The organism is Streptomyces sp. NPDC048436, assembly GCF_043200355.1.
GTDB lineage: Bacteria > Actinomycetota > Actinomycetes > Streptomycetales > Streptomycetaceae > Streptomyces.
Map to the genome: position 1 here is coordinate 807,617 of NZ_JBICXP010000002.1, position 26,105 is coordinate 833,721.

19 protein-coding genes are annotated in these 26,105 nt (G+C 70.8%); 6 read left to right on the forward strand and 13 right to left on the reverse strand.

All coding sequences use genetic code 11. The features are described 5' to 3' along the window. Window positions 1–63: 63 nt before the first annotated feature. From ACGFX9_RS10075 to ACGFX9_RS10085, 3 genes are all read right to left on the reverse strand, one after another. Window positions 64–2,445 carry a glycoside hydrolase N-terminal domain-containing protein gene (locus tag ACGFX9_RS10075; RefSeq protein ID WP_393467617.1) on the reverse strand — a complete coding sequence of 794 codons (2,382 nt, stop codon included), beginning with the start codon at window positions 2,443–2,445 and terminating at the stop codon, window positions 64–66. A 106-nt stretch (window positions 2,446–2,551) separates the two neighbouring features. Beyond that, the gene (locus ACGFX9_RS10080; protein ID WP_393467626.1) at window positions 2,552–3,052 is read right to left on the reverse strand and encodes a hypothetical protein; all 501 of its coding nucleotides are present in this window, start codon (window positions 3,050–3,052) and stop codon (window positions 2,552–2,554) included. A 96-nt stretch (window positions 3,053–3,148) separates the two neighbouring features. Beyond that, a complete protein-coding gene (locus ACGFX9_RS10085) occupies window positions 3,149–6,040 on the reverse strand; it encodes an ATP-binding protein (RefSeq protein ID WP_393467629.1) in 2,892 nt (963 codons plus the stop codon). Window positions 6,041–6,252: 212 nt separating this feature from the next. Between ACGFX9_RS10085 and ACGFX9_RS10090 the strand changes: the two genes are divergently transcribed. After that, window positions 6,253–6,984, forward strand: a complete 732-nt coding sequence (locus ACGFX9_RS10090; protein WP_393467632.1) for a leucine-rich repeat domain-containing protein — start codon at window positions 6,253–6,255, stop codon at window positions 6,982–6,984. 42 nt (window positions 6,985–7,026) lie between these two features. Here ACGFX9_RS10090 and ACGFX9_RS10095 read toward each other — a convergent pair whose 3' ends face one another. From ACGFX9_RS10095 to ACGFX9_RS10120, 6 genes are all read right to left on the reverse strand, one after another. Then, on the reverse strand, window positions 7,027–7,956 hold the full coding sequence (locus ACGFX9_RS10095) for a universal stress protein (protein WP_393467635.1): 930 nt from the start codon (window positions 7,954–7,956) through the stop codon (window positions 7,027–7,029). A gap of 167 nt (window positions 7,957–8,123) precedes the next feature. Further along, entirely contained in the window at window positions 8,124–8,387 is a 264-nt protein-coding gene (locus ACGFX9_RS10100; protein ID WP_336605706.1) for a DUF397 domain-containing protein, read from the reverse strand. 107 nt (window positions 8,388–8,494) lie between these two features. Continuing rightward, window positions 8,495–9,661, reverse strand: coding sequence for a thiolase domain-containing protein (locus ACGFX9_RS10105; RefSeq protein ID WP_393468341.1), 1,167 nt, complete (start codon window positions 9,659–9,661; stop codon window positions 8,495–8,497). A 5-nt stretch (window positions 9,662–9,666) separates the two neighbouring features. Continuing rightward, the gene (locus ACGFX9_RS10110) at window positions 9,667–10,746 is read right to left on the reverse strand and encodes a thiolase domain-containing protein (protein WP_393467643.1); all 1,080 of its coding nucleotides are present in this window, start codon (window positions 10,744–10,746) and stop codon (window positions 9,667–9,669) included. Continuing rightward, window positions 10,747–11,709 carry a Zn-ribbon domain-containing OB-fold protein gene (locus tag ACGFX9_RS10115; RefSeq protein ID WP_393467646.1) on the reverse strand — a complete coding sequence of 321 codons (963 nt, stop codon included), beginning with the start codon at window positions 11,707–11,709 and terminating at the stop codon, window positions 10,747–10,749. A 125-nt stretch (window positions 11,710–11,834) separates the two neighbouring features. After that, window positions 11,835–12,635: a crotonase/enoyl-CoA hydratase family protein gene (locus tag ACGFX9_RS10120; protein WP_393467649.1), complete on the reverse strand. Its 801-nt coding sequence runs from the start codon at window positions 12,633–12,635 to the stop codon at window positions 11,835–11,837. Between the two features lie 178 nt (window positions 12,636–12,813). Here ACGFX9_RS10120 and ACGFX9_RS10125 point away from each other — a divergent pair, with 178 nt between their 5' ends. After that, window positions 12,814–14,427, forward strand: coding sequence for an acyl-CoA synthetase (locus tag ACGFX9_RS10125; protein WP_393467652.1), 1,614 nt, complete (start codon window positions 12,814–12,816; stop codon window positions 14,425–14,427). Between the two features lie 19 nt (window positions 14,428–14,446). On the opposite strand, the gene ACGFX9_RS10130 is transcribed toward ACGFX9_RS10125, so the two are convergent. Then, window positions 14,447–15,058: a chorismate mutase gene (locus tag ACGFX9_RS10130; RefSeq protein ID WP_393467655.1), complete on the reverse strand. Its 612-nt coding sequence runs from the start codon at window positions 15,056–15,058 to the stop codon at window positions 14,447–14,449. Between the two features lie 221 nt (window positions 15,059–15,279). Between ACGFX9_RS10130 and paaK the strand changes: the two genes are divergently transcribed. Both paaK and ACGFX9_RS10140 read left to right on the forward strand, forming a co-directional pair. After that, a complete protein-coding gene (paaK, locus tag ACGFX9_RS10135; RefSeq protein WP_393467658.1) occupies window positions 15,280–16,566 on the forward strand; it encodes a phenylacetate--CoA ligase PaaK in 1,287 nt (428 codons plus the stop codon). A gap of 8 nt (window positions 16,567–16,574) precedes the next feature. After that, window positions 16,575–17,120 carry a hypothetical protein gene (locus tag ACGFX9_RS10140; protein WP_393467661.1) on the forward strand — a complete coding sequence of 182 codons (546 nt, stop codon included), beginning with the start codon at window positions 16,575–16,577 and terminating at the stop codon, window positions 17,118–17,120. Between the two features lie 3 nt (window positions 17,121–17,123). Here ACGFX9_RS10140 and ACGFX9_RS10145 read toward each other — a convergent pair whose 3' ends face one another. Continuing rightward, window positions 17,124–18,620, reverse strand: coding sequence for an acyl-CoA synthetase (locus ACGFX9_RS10145; RefSeq protein WP_393467665.1), 1,497 nt, complete (start codon window positions 18,618–18,620; stop codon window positions 17,124–17,126). Between the two features lie 166 nt (window positions 18,621–18,786). Between ACGFX9_RS10145 and ACGFX9_RS10150 the strand changes: the two genes are divergently transcribed. Continuing rightward, a complete protein-coding gene (locus tag ACGFX9_RS10150; protein WP_393467676.1) occupies window positions 18,787–21,207 on the forward strand; it encodes a penicillin acylase family protein in 2,421 nt (806 codons plus the stop codon). A gap of 155 nt (window positions 21,208–21,362) precedes the next feature. Here the strand turns inward: ACGFX9_RS10150 and ACGFX9_RS10155 are convergent, their stop codons facing one another. After that, a complete protein-coding gene (locus ACGFX9_RS10155; RefSeq protein WP_393467679.1) occupies window positions 21,363–22,916 on the reverse strand; it encodes an acyl-CoA synthetase in 1,554 nt (517 codons plus the stop codon). Between the two features lie 46 nt (window positions 22,917–22,962). After that, window positions 22,963–24,066, reverse strand: a complete 1,104-nt coding sequence (locus ACGFX9_RS10160) for an NAD(P)H-dependent flavin oxidoreductase (RefSeq protein WP_393467682.1) — start codon at window positions 24,064–24,066, stop codon at window positions 22,963–22,965. 175 nt (window positions 24,067–24,241) lie between these two features. On the opposite strand from ACGFX9_RS10160, the gene ACGFX9_RS10165 reads away from it, so the two are divergent. Beyond that, complete coding sequence (locus ACGFX9_RS10165) at window positions 24,242–26,068, forward strand: serine hydrolase (protein ID WP_393467685.1); 1,827 nt, start codon at window positions 24,242–24,244, stop codon at window positions 26,066–26,068. The last annotated feature ends 37 nt before the right edge of the window (window positions 26,069–26,105 follow it).

The window sequence follows — 26,105 nt, forward strand, 5'->3', positions numbered from 1 at the left end:
GGGGCCGGGTCTGCGTGGAGGCAGGCCCGGCCCCGACGTGTGCGCGGCCCTTGCGAGCCGGGCTCAGTCGAAGACGTAGCGCTGTCCCGCGCGCACCTTGATGGTCTTCTCGCCGCCCTTCAACAGGCCGCTGCGTACGGTGAGTTCACGTGTCCGGGTCGCCGTGAGCACGATGCGTGTGGCGCGCCCGCCGGACCAGTCGATGTCGAGCCGCGCCCCGCCGCGCGCCCGCAGGCCGCGCACGGACCCCTCGGGCCAGCTCGCGGGCAACGCGGGCAGCACCTCGATGACGTCGTACTGGCTCTGCAGGAGCATCTCCACGATGCCCGCGGTGGCGCCGAAGTTGCCGTCGATCTGGAACGGCGGGTGGGTGTCCCAGAGGTTGGGCAGCGTCGAGGACTTGAGCTGCTCGCTCAGCATCTTGTGCGCGTGGTCGCCGTCGCGCAGGCGCGCCCAGAAGTTGACCTTCCACGCCTTGGACCAGCCGGTGCCGCCGTCGCCGCGCGCGGTGAGGGAGACCTTCGCGGCGTCGGCCCACTTACTGCCGGGCTTGATCTGGCGCCCCGGGTGCAGGCCGTAGAGGTGGGAGACGTGCCGGTGGTCGTCTGTCTTTGAGTCCAAATCGGCTTTCCACTCCTGGAGTTGACCCCAGGAGCCGACGCGCAGGCCTGGGTCGAGCTTGCCGAGCGCGCTCTCCACTTCGGCGCGGAAGGCGGCCGAGTCGCCGAGTACGCGGGCCGCTTCCAGGGTGTTGGTGAGCAGGTCGTGGACGATCTGCTGGGCCATGGAGTCACCGGCGGTGAAGTCGCCGTGCTCGGGCGAGTAGCTGGGGGTGACGACGAGGGCGCCGTCGCGCGGGTCCGTGCGGAGGTTGTCGAGCCAGAACTCGGCGGCCTCCTTCATCACCGGATAGGCGGTGGAGCGCAGATAGTCCGTGGAGCCGCCGAAGCGGTAGTGCTCGTAGAGCTGCGCGGTGAGCCAGGCGGCGGCTTCCGGGAACCAGAACGCGGTCGCCCAGTCGTGGACACCCGTGAAGCCGTAGGGGTTGGTCTCGTTGTGCACCACCCAGCCGCGCGAGCCGAACATCTCCTTCGCCGTACGCCGTCCGGGCGCGCGCAGCGCCTCGACGAAGCGGTCGTAGGGGGCGGTGGTCTCGGCGAGGTTGGCGGCCTCGGCGGGCCAGTAGTTCATCTGGAGGTTGATGTTGGTGTGGTAATCGGCCGACCAGGGCGGACTGGTGCTGTTGTTCCACACGCCCTGGAGGTTCGCGGGCAGCGATCCCGCGCGGGAAGAGGCGATGAGGAGATAGCGGCCGTACTGGAAGTAGAGGGCTTCCAGGGCCCGGTCGGCGGCGCTCGCTCCTGTCCCGTAGCCCTTGAGGAGCTGGTCGGTCGGGACGTCGGCGGTGGCGCTCTGGCCGATGTCGAGACCGACCCGGCCGAACAGATCGCCATGGTCGCGCAGGTGGCGGGCGCGCAGCGCGCCGTGGCCCTTGGCGATGGCCTGGTCGACGGTGCGGGTGACGGTGGCGTGCGGGTCGTCGCCGCGGTAGTCGGGGTAGGTGTCGGCGTAGTCGGTGCCTGCGGCGAGCGCGAACCAGAGGTGGTCGGCGCCACTCACGGTGATGCTGCCGTCCGCGTTCTCCGTGCGTGTGCCGCCCTGGTGCACGACACGCAGCTGCGCCTCGAACTTCAGGCCGTTGTCGGCGAGTTCACCGCGTACGACGATGCGGCCGCCGTCGGCCTTCGCGGTGAAGTCCGCGCGAGGTGAGGTGTACCGCAGGGTGCAGGTGACGCTCGCGGGGCGGGAGGCGGTGAGGCGTCCGACGATCACGCCGTCCGGGTACGAGGCGAAGAACTCCCGCTCGTGACGGACCTCTCCATGGGTGTACGTGACGGTCGCGAGGCCCCGGCGGAGGTCGAGGGCGCGGCGGTACGTGGCGCCGGGCGCGTCGGGGGTGTCGGCCAGGTCGAGACGCAGATCGCCGAAGGTCTGGTGGGCGCCGTAGCCACGGCGCGACTGGCCCAGCTTCGCCGTGACCGCGTCGGGGTCGAGGGCGCCCTTCTCGTCGAGCTCGTCGCGCACCGCGTCGAGGGCGCCGGGCCTCGCCTCGCGCCAGTTGCCGAAGTCGTAGCCCTCGCGGGAGCCGGGGCCGCCGGTCCACAGGGTCTTCTCGTTGAACTGGAGGCGCTCGGAGGCGAGGGTGCCGAAGACCATGGCGCCGAGTGCGCCATTGCCGATGGGGAGCGCCTCACGCTCCCAGTCGGCGGCGGGCGCCGCATACCAGAGCCGTGATTCATCGGAGGTATCTCGGCTTTCCGTATCCCCGCCCTTGCTCTCAGCTGCGGACGCGGTGTCGGCGAATACGCCTCCACCCGCCGCCAGCACGGCCGCTCCGCCGACGGCGGACTTCATCGTGGTTCTTCGCGAGATCCCGGGAGTCATGACCGCTCACGTTAAAAGTCCGATGACTGGCCTGGCAAGGCGCATGACAAAACCCACCCCTCGGGCATCAGGGGTGGGTCGGCGGACCGCGGTGGTCCCGGGTGGTTCAGCCCTGCTGGAAGAGCTCCGCGGGCAGCGGCTTCAGGAGGGCGTACAGATCGTCGGTGATCGGCCGGTCCCAGGCGGCGATGGTGACCAGGACGCCGTCGCTGCGGTCGAACTGCACGCAGGAGACGCGGCTTTCGGAGAGCTTGAGGCGGCGCACGATGAGGAGGTTGTCGCCCTGCATCACCGGCATGTCCTCGGTGGTGACGATGGTGACCTCCTCGTCGTTCTCCAGCGCGAGCAGCAGCTGGGCCACTTCGAAGGGCACCTCGTCGTCGGCCGTCTCGCGCGCCGGGGAGCCCTCGGGCAGATTGCCGATGATCATCGCGGGGCCGCGGCCGCCGAAGAGGTCGTAGCGCAGGAAGACGCCCTGGCAGCTGCCGTCGGGCGCGGGCAGCAGGCCCGCGCCGAGGTTGCCGGGCCAGTCTCCCGGGTCCATGGCGAGGACATCGAAGTCCGGGCCGGCGGGAGTGGCGGAGCTGCGGCGGCGGAGGAAGGACATGCGCCAATGGTACGTGGCCCGCGGTGCTTGTCGGCGCGGGGGCGGCGCCGGTCAGTGGCGGGCGTTCCGCGGGGTGGACAGCTGTTCAGCGGGAGGTCAGTGGGGCCGCGGAGTGCCGAGTGCGGCGGCGAGACCTGACTGATCCGTTCCCACTTTCCGGTACACGGCGGACAGCAGCCGTACGACGGTCGGCTCGTCGGTGTGCAGTTCCTCGGCGACGCGTGCGGCGGACTCGCCGCGGACGGTGAGCGCGGCGGCGCTGCGTTCACGGGCGGTGAGCGCGTCCGTCTCGGTGCTGTGCAGCAGACGGGGGCGGAGTCCTGCCGCCGCCAGCTCGTCGCGGGCCCGCTCGACCAGGCCGTCGGCTCCGCACTGGACGGCTCCGTCGAGCCCGCGGTAGAGGGGGTCGGCGGCGTCCTTGGGGCGGCCCGCGCGGCGCAGCTCGGTGCCCAGGGCGACCAGGGCGCAGGCGAGTTCGTACGCGGCGGGCGATCGCTCCAGGTGGCTGACGGACTCCTCCAGGAGCTTGACGCGCGCCGAGCCCGACGCGACCTCGGCGGTGATGCGCAGGGCTTGGCCTACCGCCGACGCGGTGGCGAACCTGCGGGCGCGCCTGACCGCTTCGTACGCGGTGGCGAGCGCGCGCTCCGGGGCGTCTTCGGCCTCGGCGAGCGCGAGGTGGAGCTGCCAGGGGCACCAGGCGGGGTTGCGCATGCCGCGCGGGTCGAGGCGGCGGCCGGCGGCGGCGAGTTCGGCCTCGGCGTCCTTGGTGAGGCCGCGGGCGAGCAGCAGTTCTCCGTACACGGCCTGTGCGTCGGGGAAGACGACGGCCGCGGGGAACGGCGGCCCGAAGCCGTACTCCTCGGCGGTGCGGGTGGCCTCGGCGACGCGGCCTCGGGCGAGCAGGATCTCGATGAGGATGCCGACGGCGTACCAGTGCGCGGGCGTTCCCGGGCCCACGCGCTCGGCGATCCGCAGCCCGGCGCGCACGAAGTCCTCGGCTTCGGCGAGGCGGCCACGCCTGAAGCGTATGTACGCGAGGAGTGTGTATCCGAACGACAGGTGGGCGCCGCGCCAGCCCTGGCGTTCGAAGTCGGCGATCCCCGCGGCGAACAGTTCCTCGGCCCGGCCCGGCCGGTCGGCGTAGAGGAAGGTGAGCGCGACGAGGACGGGCACTTCGAAGCCCCTGTCCTCCTCGGCCCAGCCGAGCCCGCCGACCAGGGCGCGCTCGGCGTGCCGGACGGCGGTCTGGGCGGGTTCGGCGCGCAGCGTGGCGTCCCAGGCGCGGAGCCCGATGATGTACCGCTCGGTGAGGTCGCCGCCCGGCAGCCGGTCGGCGAGGCGGGTCAGACGCCGGGAGCGGGCGGGCGAGTCCGGCTCGTCGGCACGGAAGGCGTCCCACATGAACTGCTCGGCGTGCATCCGGATCCGTACCCGCGGATCACTGGTGAGGCGGATCTGGCGGGCGAGCACGTCGGAGGCTTCTTCGAGCCGGTCGGCGTGGGCGAGGACCTGGGAGAGGCGGTAGACGATGCCGTGGCGCAGGCGCGGGTCGGTGATGGGCTCTTCCAGGGCGGCACGCAGATGGTTGACGGTCGTCGCCGGTTCGGTGAGGAGGGAGGAGCAGCCGAGTTCGTAGAGGACGGCCGCGCGGTCCTCCCAGGGCGGGGGTTCGCGCAGGGCGCGGGCGAGATAGCGGCGGGCCGCGTCGGGGGCGCCCGCGCGGACGGTCTCGCGGGCGGCGGCGCGTAGTTGCTGCACCACCCAGGTGTCGCCGTCGGGGTGGACTTCGAGGAGATGGCGGGCTGCGGCGGACGCGCCGAGCCCCGCGTTGACGACGGCCCAGGCGGCCTGGCCGTGCAGGGCGACGCGCACGCCGCCGGGGATGGCGCGGTAGACGGCGGTGGCGATGAGCGGGTGCACGAACTCCAGGGTGTCGGCGCCTGTCAGGACGCGGGCGCGGCGCAGCCGGTCGGCGCAGTCGGCGGACTCCCGCTCGCCTATTCCGGCGACGGCGGCGGCGAGCGACGCGGAGATCGAGGTGCCGAGGACGGCGCAGGCCCAGGCGAACCGGACCGTGGAGGTGCCGAGCCGCTCCAGGCGGGCGACGAGGCCGTTGCCCTTCACGGCGGCGGCGAGATCGCGCAGCAGATGCGCGCCGGCTTCGTCGGGGGTGAGCCCGCGGTCACGGACCTTGGCGGTCAGCTCGACGGCCTCGAAGGGGTTGCCCGCGGTGACCGCCCAGCATTCGCGGCAGAACGCGTCGTCGGCGCGGGCGCCGAGCGTGTCGCGTACGAGGCGGGCCACGGCGGTGGCGCTGAGCGGTTCGAGCCCGATGGGCCGCTGCCCCGCACGCCCGGGAAGGCCCCTGAACTCGTCGGCGTGGGCGGGCAGTTCCTCGGGACGGTAGGCGACGACGAGCAGCAGCGGCAGGGCTTCGGCACGTGGCGCGAAGGCGGAGAGCCAGCTCAGCGACTCGGCGTCCGCCCAGTGTGCGTCATCGACGACGACCACCAACGGGGCGCGCTGCACGGCGAGATGGGTGAGCATCCAGTCGAGTCCGTCGCGCAGTCCCTGCGGGTCGGGCGGCGCGCCGTCCGATGGCGCGCACAGGCCGAGGGCCGGGCCCACGATGTCATACCAACTCCCCAGCACGGAGCGTAGTTCCGCGTCCGGCACCGAGGCGAGCAGCGGCTGCACCAGCTGCCGTGCCACATGGAAGGCGACGCTCTGCTCCAGGTCGCCGCCGCGTGCCAGGGCCACGGTGCAGCCCTTGGCCGCGGCGAGCCGTCGCGTCTCGGCGAGGAGGGAGGTCTTGCCGATGCCCGCGCGCCCGGCGAAGGCGATGAGGGCGCCGCGGGGCCTGACAGGGGGCTCGTAACCGTCCCGCGAGAGACCGCACAGCTCGCTCAACGCCTCTTCCACTGCCGCGAGTTCATTCTCACGCTCGAAGAGGGTCCGCCTGCCGTGGGTGATGTGCTGAACCATGGGTCGCCCCCCGCCACGGTGGTGCGCCGGGCGCTTTAGCGACGCACGCCTTGGCCTTCAGACACTTTGACCTTCAGGCGCTTTGGCCTTCAGGCACTTCAGATTACGCCCGTGTGGCCGGTCGGGAGCCGATTCGGCGACAGAGGCTCCGTCGGCCGCGCCCGGCTTCCGCGGTGGTTAAGGTCAACTGCTCCGGACGAAGGGAATCTCACGTGACGGTCGGCGTCAGCAACGTACTCACCTACTGGCACGGCGAGCTGAGTGAGATCCCGGACGAGGTGTGGCAGCACCCGTCCCTTGAGGCTCTGCTGCTGCCCGACAACGCGCTGACGCGGCTCCCCGCACGGATCGGCACTCTGACCCTGCTGCACACGCTGGACCTGGGACACAACCAGCTGGCCGAGCTCCCGCCCGAGCTGGGCGACCTCTCGGCGCTGAGCCGATGCCTCTACGTCCACGACAACCACCTCACGTCGTTGCCGGACTCGTTGGGCAGGCTGGGACGGCTGACGTATCTGAACGTGGGCGAGAACCGGCTGACGTCCTTGCCGGACACTTTTGGCTCGCTCACGGCCTTGGTGGAACTGCGCGCCCAGCACAACCTCCTTGCCTCGCTGCCTTCCTCACTCGGTGACCTCACGGCCCTGCGTGAGCTGTGGCTGCGGGGCAACCGCCTCACTTCGCTCCCTCACTCGGTCCGTCGCCTCCGTCAGCTGCGTGAACTGGAGTTGCGCGAGAACGAGTTCACGTCGGTGCCGGGGGCGCTGCGCGATCTTCCCTTGCTGCGGAGACTCGACCTGCGGTCCAACCGTCTGCGTGAACTCCCGCCGTGGATCGGCGACTTGCCCTCGCTGGAGAAGCTCGACCTGCGCTGGAACGACGTCGACGTACCGGAGGAGCTGCTGCGGCGGCTGGAGGGGCGGGGGTGCGTGGTGCTGAGGTGAGTCGTGCGGTGCGGGGCCGGGGCTCCCCACCTCAAGAGGCCCTTATCGAGAGGCCCCGAACGGCACCACCGCCACCGCACCCTCCGCATGCAACAGCACCGCGTTGGTCACCGATCCCACGAGCCTCCCCAGCGGCATCCTGCGCTGATGCCGCCCCACCACCACGAGACCGGCGTCCCGCGACGCCTCCACCAGCAGCGCCGCCGCGTCCCCCGGCAGGACCTCCTTCACGACGTCCACCTGCGGATACCGCCCCTGGAAGGGCGCGAGCTGCTCCCCCACGAGTTCCGTGTGCTGCGCCGCGGTGGCCGCGTCGGCGACCGCCGAGGTCACGAAGTCACCGGTGGCCGTGTAGACGAGTACCGGTCCGGGGTAGGCGCAGACGACCCGGAGCACCGCGCCCCGCAGCGCCGCCTCCGCGAAGGCGAAGCCGATCGTCTCGTCGTGCGGGGAGAGGGCGTCCACCCCGAGCACCACGGAAGGCCGGGCACCGGCCGCGGGTTCATCGCCGGGCCGCACCACCACCACGGGGCAGGCCGCCTCCCGCGCACACGCGAGGCCGTTCGAACCGAGCAGCAGGCTGGCGAATCCGCCCCGCCCGCGCGACCCGAGGACCAGCAGCTGCGCCCCGTCGCCGAGGCGCGGGATGTCGCGGCCCGGTGTGCCCTCCACGACCTCGATCTCCAGGGGAGGCAGATCCGCACGTCCCACCAGGGACGCGCGCACCCGCTCGACCACCGGATCGGCGTCGGAGCGGTGGTCGATGGTCGGCATGCGCGGCCCGTCGGCCAGCGGCATCGCGTACTGCCGCACATGCGCGATCCGCAAGCGCGCGCCGCGCAGCCGGGCGGCGGTCAGCGCCCAGTCCAGGGCGTGGTCGCTGCCGGCCGAACCGTCGACGGCCACCACGACCGGCGCGGTGGGTGCGTCGACCGGCGCGATGGGGGCATCGCCGTGCACGGCGTCACTCATGGCTTCCTCGTCTCCGGCCCTTGGCCAAGGTCGACCGGTCCCGCGTCCGGAGGCGGCCTCACTCAGGAGGCCGGTCTCGGGCGGAGTCCGAAGTCACCAGGTCAGCACGGCGGAAGCCGCGGGCTGTCGCGACAGCCGGAGACGAGGGCCACAACACCCCGCACGGCCTACGTCAGATCGAACTCCCCCGCCCGCGCGCCGTGCACGAACGCTCCCCACTCGGCCGGAGTGAAGATCAGGGACGGGCTTTCAGGGCGGCCCGCGTTGCGCATCGCGATGAAACCCTCCACAAAGGCGATCTCCACGTCACCCCGGCCCTCACTGCTGGATTGCCAGTCCGCGGTGCTGAGGTCGAGCTCCGGCTTGTCCCAGCCCGCGAGCGGGCGCTGCTGACCTGCGAGCGGATGCTGCTGAATGGTGCCTTCGGCCACGTCCGTGCTCCTCCCGATGCGTCGTCCGCCCGCCAGCCTAGCTTTCGGTTCCGGTGCCGGACAGGCCGCGGAAGGAGGACGGCCGTCTGTCCGGCACCACGGACCCGTCAGGTCGTGGGCGGCTCTGCCCCGACCAGCCACATGGAGAAGAACTGCGAGCCGCCGCCGTAGGCGTGCCCGAGCGCCCTGCGGGCCCCGTCGATCTGGTGCTCGCCCGCCTGGCCGCGCACCTGAAGTGCCGCTTCGGCGAAGCGGATCATGCCAGAGGCGCCGATGGGATTGGTGGACAGGACGCCGCCCGACATGTTGACGGGCAGGTCTCCGTCGAGCTCGGTGACGCCCGACTCGGTCAGTTTCCAGCCCTCGCCCTCCGCGGCGAAGCCCAGGTTCTCCAGCCACATCGGCTCGTACCAGGAGAACGGCACATACATCTCCACAGCGTCGATCTCGCGCCTCGGGTCGGTGATGCCCGCCTGCCGGTAGACGTCGGCCGCGCAGTCCTTGCCCGCCTGCGGCGACACGAAGTCCTTGCCCGCGAAGAGAGTCGGCTCGCTGCGCATCGCGCCGCCGTGCATCCAGGCGGCCGGCCGCGGCGAACGGGCCGCGCCCGCGCGGTCGGTGAGGATCATGGCGCAGGCGCCGTCGGATGAGGGGCAGGTCTCGGAGTAGCGGATCGGGTCCCAGAGCATCGGCGAGGCCTGGACCTTCTCCAGGGTGATGTCCTGCTCGTGCAGGTGCGCGTAGGGGTTCTTGAGGGCGTTGCGGCGGTCCTTGTACGCGACGAGCGAGCCGACCGTGTCGGGTGCGCCGGTGCGCCGCATGTACGCGCGTACGTGCGGGGCGAAGAAGCCACCGGCGCCCGCGAGGAGCGGCTGCTGGAAGGGGATGGGCAGGGAAAGCCCCCACATCGCGTTGGATTCCGACTGCTTTTCGAAGGCGAGGGTCAGTACGGTGCCGTGGACGCGGCCCGCGACGAGGTTGGCGGCGACCAGCGCCGTGGAGCCGCCGACGGAGCCCGCCGTGTGGACGCGCAGCATGGGTTTGCCCACCGCGCCGAGCGCGTCGGCGAGATACAGCTCCGGCATCATGACGCCCTCGAAGAAGTCCGGCGCCTTGCCGATGACGACGGCATCGATGTCGGACCATGTCAACGCGGCGTCCGCCAGGGCCTGTTGGGCGGCCTCACGGACGAGGCCCGCGATGGAGACGTCCCGCCGGGCGGCGACGTGCTTGGTCTGGCCGATTCCCACGACGGCCACGGGCTCCTTGCCCACCCCACTCATGACGCATCTCCTTCGAGGACGGCGACCAGGTTCTGCTGGAGGCAGGGACCGGATGTGGCGTGCGCGAGGGCGCGGTCGGACTCGCCCCGGTGGATGCGGGCGGCGGCCTCGCCGAGCCGGATCAGACCGGCGGCCATGACGGGGTTCGCTGCGAGCGCACCCCCGGACGGGTTCACCGACACGTCATCGCCCAGCTTCAGCGCCTTCCTCAGGACGACCTCCTGGGAAGTGAACGGTGCGTGCAACTCGGCGGTGTCCACGGGGCGTTCGAAAGCTCCGGCCCGCTCGGCGGCCAGACGGCTGGACGGCGAGTCGGTGAGGTCGCGCACGCCGAGGCTGTGCGCTTCGATGCGGTGGTCGATGCCACGGATCCACGCGGGCCGCTCGCACAGCTCACGGGCCCGGTCCCCCGCCGCGAGGATCACGGCGGCCGCCCCGTCACCGATGGGCGGGCAGTCACCGGTCCGCAGGGGACGCACGACGTACTCACCTTGCGGCACCGAACCGCTCAGCTGAGCATGGGAGTTGGCGGACGCGTCCCCGCGGCTGCGCGCGGCGACCCCGGCGAGCGCGGGTTCGTCGGTGTCCCCCGCGTCGATCAGGGCTTGGGCCTGGAGCGCGGCGAGCGCCACCGAGTCGGGCCACAGGGGCGCCACGTAGTACGGGTCGAGCTGCCGGGTCAGGACGTCTCGTACCGATCCGGGGGACGACTTGCCGTAGGCGTAGACGAGCGCGGTGTCGGCCTCACCCGTGAGCAGCTTCGTCCACGCCTCGTACAGCGCCCAGGCCCCGTCCATCTCGACGTGCGACTCGGAGATCGGCGGCCAGGCCCCCACCCCGTCGAGCGCCATCGTGAAGGAGAAGGCGCGCCCGGCGAGGTAGTCCGAGGACCCGGAGCAGGTGAAGCCGATGTCGCTGGTCTTGAGGCCGGTGGCGTCGAGGACCTGGTGCAGGACCGGCATGAGCATCTCCACCTCGGAGTGCTCGTCGCTGGAGCGCCGGTGATCGGTCTGACCGAAGGCCACGATGGCGATGTCCCTGACGGGCCGCATCACGGACGGCTTGGCGGTCGGCATCTACACCAGCTCCTTGTACACGTCGTAGTCGGCGTCCGGCTCGCCCGTGGGCCGGTAGTGGTCGGGGAAGCGAGCGCCCTCGGTCCACACCGGCTCGACGCGCAGGCCCATCCGCACCTGGTCGTAGGGGATGCCCGCGATGCGTGCGTGCAGGGCGAGGTCGGCGCCGTCGAGGGCGATGTGGGCGTAGACGTAGGGCACTTCGATGTCGAGGTTCTTCGCCTTGATGTTGACGATGCAGTACGTGGTGACGGTGCCGCGCGGCCCGACCTCCACCGCATCGGTCGTGCTGACGCCGCAGGTGGGGCAGGCGCCGCGGGGCGGTACGTAGACCTTGTGGCAGGAGGGGCAGCGTTCGCCGACGGTCCTGCGGTCGGAGAGGGCGTTGATGTACTTGGTCTGGGCGCGGCCTGGGGAGTAGGTGTAGTCGAGGCGCGCGGGCGCGACGATGCCGGTGACGGGCTCACCGAACACCCCGTCGTGCGGCCCGACTTCACCTCCCGCCTCCTGCCCCTCGTACGCTTCAAAGCAGGCGATGTCGGTGATGGCGCCGGTGCGTTCGGCGGCCCAGCGGATCCGGACGCGCATGCCGCTCCTGACCGCGTCGGGGCCGGGCGCGTCCAGGGCGTGCAGCAGAGCGGTGTCGGCGCCGTCGAGCTTCACCAGAACCCAGGCGAAGGGCCCGGAAAGGGGCTGTCCCCTGCGGGGTTCGTGGTTCCAGGCCCAGGTGGTGACGGTGCCGGTGGCGTGGACCTCGACGAGGTCGCGTATCTCCTCGGCGGTCACGGGGTCGTACTCGACGGGCGGCACGAGGGTGCGCCCGTCGCTGGTCTTGACCCCGAGCACGGTGCGCTCACGCAGCCCGGTGAGAAAGGCGCTCTGCACGGGCCCGAGGGACCGGGTAAAGGGAAACTCGACGACGAGAGGCGCACGCAGCACCTCCGGTGAGGGAACGGTTGCCATCAGCGGAACTCCGTTTCTGGTCGAGGGGAGCGAAGGGGCACCCCGAAGGGGAGCGGGGGGGCGCCCCTTAAGGGGCGCGGGGAACTGCGCGACCAGCCCCCACCGGTCCGCAGGTGGAAGCGGACCTAGGCCCGCCGAAACACCGGGTCCCGTTTCTCCGCAAAGGCTCTGGAGCCCTCCTTCGCATCGGCGGTGTCAAAGATCGGCCACCCCCGTTTCAACTCCGCCGCGAGGCCATCCGCCTCGGACATCTCGGCGGCCTCGTACACGGACGCCTTGACCGCCTCGACGGCGAGCGGCCCGCACGCGTTGATCTGCTCGGCGATGGCGAGGGCCTTCTGCAGGGCGGTGCCGTCCGGCACGACGTGGCCGATGAGCCCCACGCCCGCGGCCTCGGCCGCCGAGTAGGGGCGCCCGGTGAGCAGCATCTCCAGCGCGTGCGTACGGGGAATCTGCCGAGGCAGCCGCACCGTCGACCCGCCGATCGGGAACAGCCCGCGCTTGACCTCGAAGAGGCCGAACGTCGCGGACTCGCCCGCGACGCGGATGTCCGTGCCCTGGAGGATCTCCGTGCCGCCCGCGACGCAGTACCCCTCGACCGCGGCGATGACGGGTTTGCGGGGGCGGTGGTGGCGCAGCATCGCCTTCCAGTGCAGATCGGGGTCGGCCTTCATCCGGTCCCGGTACCGCTCACCGTCCATCCCCTTGCCCGCGAGGGCCTTGAGGTCCATGCCGGCGCAGAAGGCGCCGCCGGCGCCGGTGAGCACGACGGAGCGGATCGCGTCGTCCTCGTCGGCGGCCACCCACCCGTCGTAGAGGCCCACCAGCATCGGCAGCGAGAGCGCGTTCTTGGCCTCCGGCCGGTTGAGCGTGAGTATCAGTGTGGCGCCTTCGCGCCGCACAGCGAGATGTTCCGTCCCACCCATAGCCGTACTCCCTCACCTGCTGTCGGCTTCGGACCTGGAACAGGTTGCAGTAGGCGGGGTGGCAGTTCAATAGTTTTCTGACAGTCAGTCAGATTACTTGACCGAGCACCCTTCCCACTTGTGGGTGCCTCTGCTCTGATGACGGCCACAAGAGATGACGCCGGGGTCAGGAGGAGCGGTGGAGTACAACCTTGCCGACCTGTTCGAGTCGGTCGTCGACGTGGTCCCCGACCGCGAGGCGCTCGTGTACATCGATCACCCCGGCACGGGGGCGGAACGCAGGCTGACGTACGCCGAGCTCGACCGGGCCGCCAACCGCATAGCGCACCATCTGATCGACAGCGGCCTGAAGCCCGGCGAGCACCTGGGGCTGCACCTCTACAACGGCGTCGAGTACCTCCAGACCGTCCTCGCCTGCCTCAAGGCGCGCCTCGTTCCGGTCAACGTCAACTACCGCTACGTGGAAGAGGAGTTGGTCTACCTCTACCGCGACGCTGACCTCGCCGCGCTCGTCTTCGACGCGGAGTTCACCGAGCGGGTCGCGGCCTCGCTGCCGCGCACCGAGAAGCTGCGGCATCTGGTGCGGACGGGGACTCCGCCCGGCGACGCACCCGCGCTCGACGTGGTGGCCTTCACGGAGGCGGAGGCGGCCGGTTCGCCGGAGCGCGGGTTCGGTCCGCGCTCGGCCGACGACCTGTTCATCATCTACACCGGCGGCACCACCGGCATGCCCAAGGGTGTCATGTGGCGTCAGGAGGACCTGTTCTTCGCCGGGCTCTTCGGCGGCGAGCCCACGGGTGAGCCGGTGAAGCGGCCCGAGGAGCTTGCGGAGCGCGTCGCGGCGGGCGGAGCCGGTCTCACGTTCTTCCCCGCTCCCCCGCTGATGCACGGCACGTCCACGCTGACGTCGTTCATCGCCTTCAACTACGGCCAGCGGGTGGCCATTCACCGTAAGTACGTTCCCGAGGAGATGCTCCGCACGATCGAGCGGGAGAAGGTCTCCAGCGTGTCCCTGGTGGGCGACGCGATGCTCAGGCCCCTCATCGACGCCCTGCGCGGCCCGCTCAAGGGCACCGACCTGTCGTCGTTGTTCAGCGTCTCCTCGTCCGGGGCGATCATGTCGGAGACGGTGCGTGCCCAGTTCCAGGAGCTGGCGCCGAACGTGCTCCTCCTGAACAACTTCGGCTCATCCGAGTCCGGCTCCAACGGCAAGGCGACGGACGACTCGGGCCCGGAGAAGGGCTTCCGCCTGGAGGTCAACGAACGTACGCAGGTGGTGGATCCGGTCACGCACGAACCGGTGCCCGTGGGCGAGCCCGGACGTCTGGCCCAGCGCGGCCATGTGCCGCTCGGCTACTACAACGACCCGGCGAAGACCGCCGAGACCTTCTTCCAGAAGGGCGACGAGCGGTGGGTGCTGCTCGGCGACATGGCCACCGTCGACAAGGAGGGCATCGTCACCGTCCTCGGCCGGGGCTCGCAGTGCATCAACACCGGTGGCGAGAAGGTGTATCCGGAGGAGGTCGAGCAGGCGCTGAAGTCACATCCGGATGTGTACGACGCCTTGGTCGCCGGAGTGCCCGACGAGCGCTGGGGCAATCGCGTCGCCGCGGTCGTCCAACTCCGCGACGGCGCCCACGCGTTGGACCTGGAAGCCGTCCAGACCCACTGCCGCACCCGCCTGGCCGGTTACAAGGTCCCCCGCGCCGTGGTCTTCACCGACCGCATACAGCGCTCACCGAGCGGCAAGGCGGACTACCGGTGGGCGAAGGCCGTGGCGGCGAAGGGCTGAGGGAACGGCTCGGCACTTATCACCCGGCGCAGACGGACCCGACGGCCCGCCCCAGGGCCACGGTGTGCAGGGCGTCGAGCCGGTCCTCGTACCGGACTCGCACGGCCGCCGCTGCCAGGACGCCTCCGCAGGAGGGGGCCGTGCGCGCCCCCTCCGACGCGGCGATGGCCGACACCAGCTGTCCGTTGATCCGGTTGATCTCCTTGCGTACCTCCGCGAGATCGGGCCGCTCGGTCGGCGCCTGGGAAGGATCGGCGTCCCAGCGCCGGAAGAGTCCCCGCTGGACGACCTTGTTCGCTTCGATCTGGTCGCGGAAGATACGCACGGTCGCCTCGGGGTCGGCGCCGAGCTCCCGCGCCTGCCGGGCGACGTCATCGAGGACCTGCTGCTCACGGGCCGGATCGTCGATGGGCCCGCCGGTGCCGTACTTGGCCGCGGCGACGAGGTCGGCGGTGGCCAGGCGCTGGGCCGACAGCTCGGCCAGGGGACGGATCTTGGCGTACGGCGCGGCGGCCGCGACCGGTGTGGCGGGCGGCGCGGCCACCGCGACACCGGCGCCCGCCCCTCCCAGCAGCACGGCCGCCAGCGCGCCGGCGGTCAGGAAGCGGCCTGCGGATGAGGTGAGCGGCACGGGATTCCCCCTGGAGATGGCCGTGTTGATCGTTCCGGTTCGGCGGCCATCGTACGACCCCGTCCGACCATCGTCCCCACAGCTCACGCCACCATGGAGACCATCGGGCAACCCGTCCTGCGTGATCTCTTGACGGCCGCCCCCACGGCTGGATTACTGACCTCGACAGAAGATCCACGACCGAATGATCGGTCGCCCGTTTGGGACGGGAGTACCCCCATATGACGGCCATGCTGGACGCGGCGGAGCGCCTCGGGCGCGAGGAGCTCGAGGCGCTGCAGCTGGAGCGGCTTCAGGACACCTTGCTGCACGCGTACGAGAACGTGCCCTTCTACCGGGCGGCGTTCGACAAGGCGGGCCTGCGCCCCGACGACTGCCACACCCTCGCCGACCTGGCCCGCTTCCCGTTCACGGCCAAGAGCGACCTGCGCGACAACTACCCCTTCGGGATGTTCGCGGTGGAGCAGTCCGAGGTGCGGCGCCTGCACGCGTCCAGCGGCACCACGGGGCGGCCCACGGTCGTCGGCTACACCGAGCAGGACCTGTCGATGTGGGCGGACGTCGTCGCCCGCTCGATCCGCGCGGCAGGTGGCCGTCCCGGGGACAAGGTCCATGTGGCGTACGGATACGGCCTGTTCACCGGCGGCCTCGGCGCGCACTACGGAGCCGAGCGGCTCGGCTGTACGGTGATTCCCGCGTCCGGTGGCATGACGGCGCGCCAGGTCCAGCTGATCCAGGACTTCCGGCCCGAGATCATCATGGTGACCCCTTCCTACATGCTCACGCTCCTGGAGGAGTTCGAGCGCCAGGGCATCGACCCGCTCACGACATCACTCAAGGTCGGCATCTTCGGTGCCGAGCCGTGGACGGAGGAGATGCGCCGCGAGATCGAGGAACGGTTCGGGATCGACGCGGTCGACATATACGGCCTCTCCGAGGTGATCGGCCCGGGTGCCGCCCAGGAGTGCGTGGAGACCAAGGACGGCCTGCACATCTGGGAGGACCACTTCTATCCGGAGGTGGTGGATCCGATCACCGGCGAAGTCCTTCCGGACGGTGAGCGCGGCGAGTTGGTCTTCACGTCCCTGACGAAGGAGGCCATGCCCGTCGTCCGCTACCGCACCCGCGACCTGACCCGCCTCCTGCCCGGCACGGCACGGACGTTCCGCCGGATGGAGAAGGTCACGGGCCGCACGGACGACATGGTGATCCTGCGCGGCGTGAACCTCTTCCCCACCCAGATCGAGGAGATCGTCCTGCGCACACCGGGCGTCGCCCCGCACTTCCAGCTGCGCCTGACCCGCGAGGGCCGCATGGACGCCCTGACGGTCCGGGCCGAGTCCCGCGCGGACACGACCCCCGAGCGGCGCGCGGAGGCGGCCCGGGAGATCGCGACGGCGGTGAAGGACGGCATCGGCGTCTCGGTGTCGGTCGAGATCGTCGATCCGGAGACCATCGAGCGTTCGGTGGGTAAATTCAAACGGATCGTGGACCTGCGGGGGAAGTAGGGGAATGCATGTCGCTCATGGACCAATTACCCGCGATGATCGGCGTTGTTGTGGGTTCGGTCGGTTCTTATGCGGCCCAGAGTCTGACGGAGCGGCGGAAGTGGAAGAGGCAGCGACTGGAGCGGTGGGACGAGAAGCGGTTTGAGACATACATCCGTTACGGCAATGCCCTCAAAGCGCAGCTTCGCATCGCTCAGCGCATTGGCGCGTCCCTCGGGTACTCGGGCGTCGTCGACTCCTTGCAACCAGACCAAGGGTTCGCACAGCTGGCTGAAGCCGAGTCTCGTCGCGCGGCCGAGTGGGAAGCCATGTTGCTGGTCGGTGACTCGCCCACGATTGCGGCTGCCCGTAAGTGGCATGAATCCGTGTGGACCATCGAGCTGCTCGTACGCGAGGGGTGCAACACCCCGAGCGAGTGGAGCAGGGCGCACCAGATAGCCAGTGCCGCGCGGGATGCCTTCTACCAACATGCGCGCGGTGATCTGGGTATCGGCGGAGCGCCCCCGCCGTCAGGGCAGTGGCCGCGGGAATGGCGCGCGGAACTGTCGGCGTAAGGCTTATCCGCTGAAGCGGTCCCGCAGCTCGCGCTTGAGGATCTTCCCGCTCGCGTTGCGCGGCAGCTCGTCCACGAAGAGGATCCGCTTGGGTGCCTTGAAGTGGGCGAGCTTCTCGCGTGCGTGGGCCAGGAGTTCGGCTTCGGTGACCTCTCCCTTGCGTACGACGACGGCGGTGACCGCCTCGATCCAGCGCTCGTCCGGCAGTCCGATCACCGCGGCCTCCGCGACCCGCTCATGGGTGTAGAGGGCGTCCTCGACCTGGCGTGAGGCCACCAGGACTCCCCCGGAGTTGATGACGTCCTTCACCCGGTCGACGACGGTGAAGTAGCCCTCTTCGTCCCGCACGGCGAGGTCCCCCGAGTGGAACCAGCCGTCACGGAACGCCTCCTTGGTCTCCTCGGGCTTGTCCCAGTAGCCGTCGCACAACTGCGGTGAGCGGTAGACGACTTCACCCTGAGTGCCGTCGGGCACCTCCTGGCCGCGCTCGTCCACGACCCGCGCCTCGACGAAGAGGACGGGCCGCCCGCAGGAGTCCATCCGCCCCTCGTGCTCGCCCGGCCCGAGGACTGTGGCGAGGGGGCCGATCTCGCTCTGCCCGAAGCAGTTGTAGAAGCCGAGCCCCGGCAGCCGTTCGCGCAGCCGCTCCAGGACAGGGACGGGCATGATCGACGCCCCGTAGTAGGCCTTGCGCAGGGCGCCGAGGTCGCGCGTCGCGAAGCCGGGGTGGTTCGACAGGCCGATCCACACGGTGGGCGGCGCGAAGAGGCTGTCGGCGCGGCCCGCCTCGACGAGGTCGAAGATCCGCTCGGCGTCGGGCGCGTCGATGATGGTGTTCTCGGCGCCCACCGCCAGGTACGGCAGGAGGAAGACGTGCATCTGCGCCGAGTGATAGAGGGGCAGGGAATGGACGGGCTTGTCCGTCTCCTTGAGGTCCAGGGCGGTGATGGCGCTGACGTACTCGTGCACGAGGGCGCGGTGCGTCATCATCGCGCCCTTGGGGAGGGCGGTTGTGCCGGAGGTGTAGAGCAGCTGGGCGAGGCCGTCGGCGCCGGGTTCTTCACCCTCGTACGCCGGCGCACCCGCGAGCCGCGCAAGCAGCGAGTCGTCCGCGTCCCGCAGGGCCAGGACGCGCACGCCATCGGGGAGCCTGCCCGCGAGGTCCGGGTCGGCCAGGACCAGCGTGCTGCCCGACTGGCCCACGATGTACGCGAGGTCGTCGCCGACGAGGTTCTGGTTGACCGGCACATGGACCAGGCCCGCGCGCGAGCAGGCGAGGAAGCCGATGAGATACGCGTCCGAGTTGTGGGCGTAGGCGCCGACCCGGTCGCCGTGCACCAGGCCCTCGGCGCGCAGCACCGAGGCCGCACGCGTGACGGCGCCGTCCAGCTCCGCGTACGTCCAGACCCGCTCGCCGTAGCGCAGAGCCACTCGCCCCGGCACGCGCCGCGCACTGCGCCGCAGGACCCCGTCGACCGTATTGCCGCGTACACCCGTCATGGCGTGATCCTGTGCCGCGCGCGCCACGGCGGTCAAGGCTCCGAACGGGGACGGAGGAGGTCGAACGGGGCGTGAACAAGGGCTGTTCCACCACTCGATCAACTGACATACCGGTTGGTACGCTCAACCGCCCCTTCCGTCAATGCAGTTGGGAGGCACCACGCCCATGCGCACCCGCATCAGACGTCTCACGGCCCTCGGCATCAGTCTGCTGACCGCCGCGGCTTTCCTGCCGTCGTCCGCCGCCACCGCCGGCGCGGCGGAGGCTCACGACGCCCGCCCGTCCAACGGCGGCCTGTCCGCGACCGTCCGCTACACCCAGTACGGCATTCCGCACATCCTGGCCAAGGACTACGAGAACCTCGGCTTCGGCACCGGCTGGGCGCAGGCCGCCGACCAGGTGTGCACACTCGCCGAGGGGTACGTGACCGTGCGCGGGGAACGGTCACGCTACTTCGGGCCCGACGGCAAGCCGGACGGCTCGCTGTCGTCGGCGACCACGAACCTCTCCAGTGACCTGTACTTCGGCGGCGTACGCGACACGCACACGGTCGAGAAGCTCCTCGATCAGCCCGCCCCGGCGGGCCCGAGTGCCACTTCGAAGAAGCTGATGCACGGCTTCGCGGCGGGGTACAACGCCTGGCTGAAGCAGAACCGCGTCACCGACCCCGCCTGCAAGGGTTCCAAGTGGCTGCGCCCGATCACGTCCCTTGATGTGGCCCGGCAGGGCTTCGCCGTGCAGGTTCTGGGCGGCCAGGGACGCGGCATCGACGGCATAACCGCCGCGCAGCCGCCGGGCGCGACGGCCCCGGACCGCACGGCCGACCCCGAGCGCACCGCGAAGGCCGCACGGGAGCTCTTCTCGCCCGAGGAAGCCGACATGGGCTCCAACGCCGTCGCGTTCAGCGGGAAGACCACCGCCAACGGCAAGGGCCTGCTGCTCGGCAACCCGCACTATCCCTGGCAGGGTGGCCGGCGCTTCTGGCAGTCGCAGCAGACCATCCCCGGCGAGCTGAACGTATCGGGCGGCTCGCTGCTCGGCACGGGCGTCGTCAACATCGGCTTCAACGGCGATGTGGCGTGGAGCCACACGGTGGCGACCGGCGTGACCCTCAATCTGCATCAGCTCACGCTGGACCCGGCCGACCCGACCACCTATCTCGTGGACGGCAAGCCGGAGAAGATGACCAAGCGGACGGTCCAGGTGCCGGTCAAGGACGGCGCTCCGGTGACCCGCACCCAGTGGTGGACCCGCTACGGCCCGGTCACCACCGGGCTCGGCGCACAGCTTCCGCTGCCCTGGTCGGCGAAGACGGCGTACGCCCTGAACGACCCCAACGCCACGAACATGCGCGGCAGCGACACCGACCTCGGCTTCGGCAAGGCCCGTTCCACCGACGACGTCCTCAAGGCGCTGCGCAAGACCCAGGGCCTTCCCTGGGTCAACACCGTCGCCGCCGACCGCAAGGGCCACTCACTGCTCACCCAGTCGCAGGTGCTGCCCCGCATCACCGACGACCTGGCCGAGCGCTGCTCCACCGGCCTGGGCAAGGTGACGTATCCGGCGTCGGGCGTGGCCGTGCTGGACGGGTCGCGCGGTGACTGCGCGCTCGGCTCGGACAAGGACGCCGTGCAGCCCGGTGTCTTCGGACCGTCCGAGATGCCGACGCTGAAGGACGCCCCGTACGCCGAGAACTCCAACGACAGCGCCTGGCTCACCAACGCCGACCGGCCCATCACCGGCTACGAGCGGGTCTTCGGCACGATCGGCACGCAGCGCTCCATGCGGACGCGCGGCGCCGTCGAGGATGTCGCGGCGATGGCGGACAAGGGCGGTCTGACCGTCAAGGACCTGCAGAAGCAGCAGTTCGCGAACCGGGCGCCCGCGGGCGACCTGATCGCCGACGACGCGGCACGCGCCTGTGGCGCGCTGCCCGGTGGCACCGCGACGGGCAGTGACGGGCAGGTGATCGACGTACGCACGGCCTGCGCCGCGCTCAAGGGCTGGGACCACAGCATGAACACGGACAGCAGGGGTGCGCTGCTCTTCGACCGGTTCTGGCGGAAGCTCGTCGCCACCGTGCCGGGCGCCCAGCTGTGGAAGGTGCCGTTCTCCGCCGCCGACCCGGTGCGCACCCCGAACACCCTGAACACCGGCGCGCCGGGCTTCGCGACCGCGCTCGCCGACGCGGTGGCCGAGCTGGACGGGGCGGGCATCGCGCTCGACGCGCCGCTGGGCAAGAACCAGTTCGTCGTACGCGGCTCACAGCGCATCCCGGTGCACGGCGGCACGGAGTCGATCGGCGTGTGGAACAAGGTCGAGCCGGTCTGGGACGCCAAGGGCGGCGGCTACACGGAGGTGGCGCACGGATCGAGCCACATCCAGGCGGTCGGCTGGGACAAGGGCCACTGCCCGGTGGCGCGCACGCTGCTCACCTACTCGCAGTCGTCGAACCCCAACTCGCCGCACTACAGCGACCAGACGCGGCTGTACTCCGATGAGCGCTGGGTGACGTCGCGATTCTGCGAGAAGGATATTTCGCGCGATCCGCACCTGAAGGTGGTGAAGGTGCGCGAACGCCGCTAAGGCTGCGCGCCACGTCAACCGGAACTGGGCCACCCCACGTCGGGCTCGACGAGGAGGTGGCCCGGTTCCGTGCTCTCGGTTGCTGGACATCCGCGGGCCCGGTGGGGGCTGGTCGCGCAGTTCCCCGCGCCCCTTACGGGGCGCCCGATGAGCGCCTAAAGTACCCGCTCCCTGCCCTCCCAGTACGGCTCGCGCAGCCGTCGCTTGTAGAGCTTGCCGTTGGGGTCGCGCGGCATCACCTCGATGAAGTCGACGCTTTTCGGCCGCTTGTAGCCCGCGAGCTGCCGCTCGCAGTGGCCGAGGATCTCGGCGGCGAGCGCGTCGCCCGCCGTGTGACCCTCCGCCACCTCCACGACCGCCTTGACCTGCTCGCCCCACTCGTCGTGCGGGATGCCGAACGCGGCGGCGTCCGCGACGGCGGGGTGGGTGAGCAGCGCGGACTCGATCTCGGCGGGGTAGATGTTGACCCCGCCCGAGATGATCATGTCGATCTTGCGGTCACGGAGATAGAGGTAGCCGTCCTCGTCCAGGACACCCAGATCGCCGACCGTGAAGAAGTCGCCGATGCGGTTCTTCTTCGTCTTGGACTCGTCCTTGTGGTACGAGAATCCGCCGGTGCTCATCTTCATGTACACGGTGCCGAGTTCACCCGGCGGCAGCGGGTTCCCGTCGTCGTCGAAGACGGCCAGTTCGCTGATGGGCCAGGCCTTGCCGACGGTGCCGGGCCGCTTCAGCCAGTCCTGCGCGGTGGCGAAGGCGCCACCTCCTTCGCTGGCGGCGTAGTACTCCTCGACGCACTCGCCCCACCACTCGATCATCGCCCGTTTGACGTGGTCGGGGCAGGGCGCGGCGCCGTGGATGGCGTGCCTCATCGACGAGACGTCGTACGCCGCCTTCGTCTCATCCGGCAGGGCGAGCAGGCGGTGGAACTGGGTCGGGACCATGTGCGTGTGGGTGCACTTGTACGTGTCGATGAGGCGGAGCATCTCCTCGGGCGTCCACTTGTCCATCAGGACCAGCGGATGGCCGATGTGCAGGGCGGCGCCCGCGAACTGGAGGACGGCCGTGTGGTAGAGCGGCGAGCAGACGAGGTGGACGTTGCCGTCGAAGGGCTTGACGCCGAAGATGCCGAGGAACCCTCCGAGATACGACTCCTCGGGGAGCTTTCCCGACAGCGGGCGCCGGATGCCGCGCGGGCGGCCGGTCGTGCCCGAGGTGTAGTTCATGACCCAGCCGAGGGTGCGGTCGGCGGGCACGGATTCCTGCTGTCCTGCGAGGAGTTCGGCGTAGGGGCGAAAGCCGGTGACCTCGCCCACGGAGTACCGGTGCGTGGCCGGGAGTTTCGCCTCGTCGGCGGCGTCGGTCGCGGCCCGCGCGAACCGCTCGTGCGCGATGAGCACCTTGGCTCCGGAGTCGGCGACGATCCAGGCGATCTCGGGGCCGACCAGGTGGTGGTTGACCGGCACGAGATAGAGGCCGGCCTGGGAGGCCGCGAGGTACGCGGTGAGGAACTCGACGCCGTTGGGCAGCACGACGGCGAAGGCGTCGCCGCGCTCCAGTCCCGCGGCGCGCAGCCCGTGGACGAGTTGATTGGTCGCCGCGTGCAGGCGCCGCGCGGTCCACTCCTCGCCGTCGGGCGCGGTCAGGACCACGCGGTCCGGGTCGGCTCCGGCCTGCGCCCAGAAGCCGTTGGGGGGCGTGCTGCTCATAAGGACCTCTCCTCCGTCTGGTCAGTCGCGTCCGGCGACCGTGTCGTCAGTCGCGTCCGGCGACGCGGTTCACGCGGTCGATGGCACGCTCGAAGCCGCTGGTCAGCTCGTCGAAGACGGCCTGGACGCTGCGTTCGCTGTTCATCCGGCCGACGATCTGCCCGACGGGCGTGCCGAGCAGCGCCTGGACCTCGTACTTCTGGATGCGCGAGACCGCGTCGGCGACGAGGAGACCTTGCAGCGGCATGGGCAGCGTGCCGGGTCCGTCCTGGTCGTCCCAGGCGTCGGTCCATTCGGTGCGCAGCTGACGCGCGGGTTTGCCGGTCAGGGCGCGCGAGCGGACCGTGTCGCCCGAGCCCGCCGCCAGGAGCTTCGCGGTGAGCGCCCGCGAGTGGAGGTCCGCCTCCGTCGTGGTGAGCCAGAGGGAGCCGAGCCACACGCCCTGCGCGCCGAGCGCGAACGCGGCGGCGATCTGCTGCCCGCTGCCGATGCCGCCCGCGGCGAGCACCGGCAGCGGTGCGACGGCTTCGACGGCCTCGGGTGTGAGCACCATCGAGGCGATCTCGCCGGTGTGGCCGCCCGCCTCGTAGCCCTGCGCCACGACGACGTCGATCCCCGCCTCGGCGTGCTTGCGGGCGTGCCGGGCGCTGCCCGCCAGCGCGGCGACCAGCACGTCCTGGTCGTGGGCGCGTTTGATGACGTCGGCGGGCGGTGAGCCGAGCGCGTTGGCGAGCAGCTTGATCGGGTAGTCGAAGGCGACGTCGAGCTGATTGCGGGCGACCTGCTCCATCCAGCCGGTGATGCGCCAGCCGGAGGCCTCCCCTTCGGCGAGTTCGGGTACGCCGTACTTGCCGAGGGTCTCCTTGACGAACTCCCGGTGGCCTTCGGGGATCATCGCCTCGACGTCGGCCTCGGTGACCCCTTCGACCTTCTTCGCGGGCATCACGACATCAAGGCCGTAGGGCCTGTCGCCGACATGCTCCTGCATCCAGTCGAGGTCCCGGGCGAGCTCGTCGGGCGCCGTGTAGCGGACCGCGCCGAGCACACCGAATCCGCCCGCCCTGCTGATGGCGGCCGCCACCGCCGGGAAGGGCGTGAAGCCGAAGATGGCGTGCTCGATCCCCAGTTTCCTGCTCAGGTCTGTCTGCATGGGCGCAGGATGCCGCAGCCGTCCGGACGACGGAAGAGGTTTCCTGATGCAGTGTCAGATCTTTGCTGGGCGCCCGTGGTTGACAGCGCCCGGTCGTGACATGAAAGTTTCAGCAGTCTCTGGTGATCCGAAAGATAATTTCAGATCCGAAGGGTTTCAGGAGGGGGAAGGGAACATGGCCGAGGACAGCGGGGCGCAGGACAGAGCGGGGCGAGCGGACGGCGGGCTGACGCGCCGCCAACTGGGGGCGGGAGCGGTTGCGTTGGGAGGGGCGCTCGCCCTGGTTCCGTTCCCCGCGGGACCGGCCGCGGCCGCGGTGGAGTCCGCGACCGGTGGCGGCCATCCGACCCATCCGACTCTCGAGCCCGGCAGCCCCGAGCGCGCCGGTCTGCTCGCCGGGCATCTGCGGCAACTGGTCGCCGACGCCGAGCAGTTCCTCGGCCCCTCCCCCAAGCACCCCTGGTACGCGGGCGCCGTCCTGCTCGCGGGCCGCGGCGGCACGGTCGCGCTGCATCAGCCCATCGGCAAGGCGGTGCGGTATTCGGCGTACGACGAGAAGACCGACACCGGCGTCGAGTTGCCGGCCGACCGGCAGATCGCGATGGCCAAGGACACGGTCTTCGATCTCGCCTCCGTGTCCAAGCTCTTCACCTCGCTGCTGGCGGTGCAGCAGATCGAGCGGGGCGCGCTGGAGCTGGAGGCGAAGGTCGCCTCCTACCTCCCCGACTTCGGCGGCGCGGGCAAGCAGGACATCACCGTGCGCCAACTCCTCACCCACACCTCGGGGTTCCGTGCCTGGATCCCTCTCTACAAGGAGCCCACGCGCGAAGGTCAGCTGCGCCTGATCTGGAACGAGGCACCGCTCAACCCGCCGGGCACCAAGTACCTCTACTCGGACCTGAACCTGATCTCGCTCCAGCTGGTCCTTGAGGAGATCACGGGTCGTCAGCTGGACGCACTGCTCCACGACGAGATCACCGCTCCGCTCGGGATGCACCGCACTCGCTACAACCCGCCCGCCTCCTGGCAGCCGAAGATCGCCGCCACCGAGGACGCCCGCCTGCCCTGGTCGGGCCTCGACCGCGGCCTGGTCTGGGGCGAGGTGCACGACGAGAACGCCTTCGGCCTGGGCGGGGTCGCCGGCCACGCGGGTGTGTTCTCCTGCGCCTGGGACCTCGCGATCCTCGGCCGTACGCTCCTCAACGGCGGGGCGTACGGCAGCGCCCGCATCCTCTCCGCCGACTCCGTGAAGCTGATGTTCACCGACTTCAACACCGCCTTCCCCGGCGACGAGCACGGCCTAGGCTTCGAGCTCTACCAGCACTGGTACATGGGCGCGATGGCGACGCCGCGCACCGCGGGCCACACCGGCTTCACCGGCACCTCCCTCGTCCTCGATCCGACGACCGACTCCTTCCTCGTCGTCCTCGGCAACTCCGTCCATCCGGTACGCAGTTGGCGCTCCGGCTCCGCGCCCCGGGTCGCGACGGCGAACCGCATGGCACGCGCCGTCCCCGTGCGCCCCGCACACGGGCGCACCGCATGGTTCTCCGGCATGGCGAACGCGACCTCGGCAACCCTGACCCTGCCGCCGCTCACCCTCACCACGGACCGGGGAAAGCTTCGGTGCTCCCTGTGGTGGGACACCGAACCCGGCTCGGACCTCCTGCGCCTGGAGGCGTCGCGCGACGACGGCACGACGTGGCAGCCGGTGCCGTTCACGACGGAGCGCAAGGGAACAGAACCTCGCGAGCACCCCGAGGGCACGGCCACCGGCTGGTCGGGCCGCGCCTGGCACCGGCTTACCGCGGACCTCGCGCCGTGGCGGGGCGAACAGGTGCGGCTTCGCTGGCGGTACACGACGGACCAGCTCTACGTGGGGCGCGGTGCGTACGCCGACGGACTGCGGGTCGAGGACGGGCGCCGTACGGCCTTCGACGAGGCGCGGCCCGCGGACGCGGCGCGGATCGAGGCGGTGGGCTGGGCGCCGTCGGCCGACTGAAGGAGGCCTTGAGTGAGGCCTGACCCCCTCCCCGGCA